We start from the raw sequence: 2992 nt of genomic DNA, 5'->3' as shown, positions 1-2992 counted from the left end.
CGCCGCCGCTCCCGCCGACGGCACCGTCCTCATCACCGGCGGCACCGGCACGCTCGGCGCGCTCGTCGCCCGGCACCTCGTCACCGCGCACGGCGTGCGGCACCTGCTGCTGACCAGCCGCCGCGGGCCGGCGGCGCCCGGGGCGGACGCGCTGGTGGCCGAGTTGACGGAGCTGGGCGCCACCGTCACCGTCGCCGCCTGCGACGTGGCCGACCGGGACGCGCTGGCCCGGCTGCTGGCCGGCATCCCGGCCGACCAGCCGCTGACCGCCGTCGTCCACGCCGCCGGGACGACGGACGACGGCGTGGTCGACTCGCTGACACCCGAGGCCGTCGACCGCGTGCTGGCGCCGAAGGCCGCCGCCTGGACGCTGCACGAGCTGACCCGCGAACTGCCCCGCCCGCCCGCCTTCGTGCTGTTCTCGTCCTTCGCCGGCACCGCCGGCTCCGCCGGCCAGGCGAACTACGCCGCCGCCAACTCCTTCCTCGACGCCCTCGCCCACCACCGCCGCGCCGCCGGGCTGCCCGCGGCCTCGCTGGCGTGGGGCCTGTGGGAGTCCGCCTCCGGCATCACCGCGGCGCTCGACGCGGCGGACCTGGCGCGGATCGGGCGTACCGGCGTCGCCCCGCTGGCGACCGCCGAGGCCCTGGCGCTCTTCGACGCGGTGCTCGCGGCGGCCACGCCGCCCGCGGAGCAGTTGCCTCCCGCGCTCGCGCCCGTCCGGCTCGTACCGGCCAGGCTGCGGGCCCTCGCCGCCGCCGGAGAGCTGCCCGCCCTGCTGCGGCGGCTGGTCCGGACCCCGGCCGCGGGGACGGCCGCCGCCGCGCCCGCGGAACCGGCGCACGACCTCGTCGCCCGGCTGTCCGCGCTCCCCGCGGCCGAACAGGAGACCGCCCTCCTCGACCTGGTACGCGGCCAGGTGGCGGACGTCCTCGGCCACGCCGACCTGACGCAGGTCGAGGCCGAACGCGGCTTCAAGGACCTCGGCTTCGACTCCCTCACCGCGATGGAGCTGCGCAACCGCCTCCAGCGCGCCACCGGCACCCGGCTCCGAGCCACCCTCGTCTTCGACTACCCCGCCCCCGCGGCCGTCGCCGAGCACCTGCGGGAACGCCTCGACCTCGGCCCGGCCGACCCGGCGCAGACCCTGCTCGGCGAACTGGACCGGCTGGAGGAGAGCCTGACCGCGCTCGCTGACAGCTCCGCCGCCCTCGGCGCCGACCGCGGCCGCATCACCGTACGGCTGCGCAGCCTGCTCGCACGCTGGCACGACGACGAGGCGCAGAGCGCGGGCACGGCCCCGCCGGAGGACCGCGGCGACCTCGACGCCGCGACGGACGACGACCTGTTCGACCTGGTCGAGAACCTGGGGAACTCCTGACATGGCAGACCGCACCGGCCCCGCGCAGGGCGCCGCCACCGAAGCCAAGCTCCGCGACTACCTGAAGCGGGCCATCGCCGACGCCCAGGACGCCCGGCAGCGGCTGCGCGAGGCCGAGGACCGGGTGCGCGAGCCGATCGCGATCATCGGCATGGCCTGCCGCTTCCCGGGCGGCGCCGACACCCCCGAGGAGCTGTGGGAGCTGGTCGCCCGCGGCGGCGACGCCGTCGGCCCGTTCCCCGCCGACCGCGGCTGGGACCTCGACGCGCTCTACGACCCGGACCCGGAGCGCAGCGGCACGACGTACACCCGCAGCGGCGGGTTCCTGTCCGATGCGGCCGGCTTCGACCCCGCCTTCTTCGGGATCTCGCCGCGCGAGGCGCTGGCGATGGACCCGCAGCAGCGGTTGCTGCTGGAGACGGGCTGGGAGGCGTGCGAACGGGCCGGCATCGACCCGGCCGCGCTGCGCGGCAGTGCGACCGGTGTCTTCGCGGGCCTCATGTACCACGACTACGGCTCGCGGCTGCCGGAGCCGCCCGCCGACCTGGAGGGGTACGTCGGCAGCGGCAGCGCGGGCAGCGTGGCGACGGGGCGGGTGGCGTACACGTTCGGCCTGGAGGGGCCCGCGGTGACGGTGGACACGGCGTGCTCGTCGTCGCTGGTGGCGGTGCACCTGGCGGTGAACGCGCTGCGGCTCGGGGAGTGCGGGCTGGCGCTGGCGGGCGGGGTGTCGGTGATGGCGACGCCGGACACCTTCGTGGAGTTCAGCCGGCAGCGCGGGCTGGCGGTCGACGGCCGGTGCAAGTCGTTCGCGGCGGCGGCGGACGGCGCGGGCTGGTCGGAGGGCGCGGGGCTGCTGCTGCTGGAGCGGCTGTCGGAGGCGCGGCGGAACGGGCACCGGGTGCTGGGCGTGGTGCGCGGTTCCGCGGTGAACCAGGACGGCGCGAGCAGCGGGCTGACCGTACCCAACGGGCCGTCGCAGCAGCGCGTCATCCTCGACGCGCTGGTGAACGCCGGGCTGGCGGAGTCGGACGTTGACGCGGTCGAGGCCCACGGCACCGGCACGGAGCTGGGCGACCCCATCGAGGCGGAGGCGCTGCTCGCGACGTACGGGCGGGGGCGGCCGGAGGACCGGCCGGTGTGGCTGGGGTCGGTGAAGTCGAACATCGGCCACGCGCAGGCGGCGGCGGGGGTCGCGGGGATCATCAAGATGGTCGAGGCCATGCGCCATGGCGAACTGCCCGCCACGCTGCACGTGGACCGGCCGACGCCGCACGTGGACTGGGAATCGGGCGCGGTACGGCTGCTGACGGAGGCGCGGCCGTGGCCGGAGGTGGGGCGGGCCCGGCGGGCGGCGGTGTCGTCGTTCGGCATCAGCGGCACGAACGCGCACGTGGTGCTGGAGCAGGCCCCGGACGCGCCGGAGGAGGCGTCGCCGTCGTCGGGTGCGGGTCCGGGGGCGGTGGTGTGGCCGTTGTCGGGAAAGTCGTCGGGGGCGCTGCGGGCTCAGGCGGCGCGGCTGGCGGCGCACGTGGAGCGCCACCCGGGCCTGGATCCCGCCGATGTCGCGTACACGCTGGCGGTGTCCCGGGCGGGGCACCGGCAGCGCGC

At 77.2% G+C, this 2992-nt stretch carries 2 protein-coding genes; both read left to right on the top strand.

Going from position 1 to position 2992, the window contains the following annotated elements; genetic code table 11:
* Positions 1 to 1381 (top strand): type I polyketide synthase (locus ABD317_RS35370; RefSeq protein WP_344295849.1); only part of this gene is annotated, 1381 nt, incomplete at its 5' end.
* Between the two features lies 1 nt (position 1382).
* Positions 1383 to 2992, top strand: a 1610-nt coding sequence (locus ABD317_RS35365; protein WP_344295847.1) for a type I polyketide synthase, incomplete at its 3' end; no start/stop codon positions are given.

Source organism: Streptomyces synnematoformans, from assembly GCF_039531005.1.
Classification (GTDB): Bacteria; Actinomycetota; Actinomycetes; order Streptomycetales; family Streptomycetaceae; genus Streptomyces; species Streptomyces synnematoformans.
Note: the sequence above shows the minus strand (reverse complement) of the source record. Positions and strands in the feature narration are given on the sequence as shown.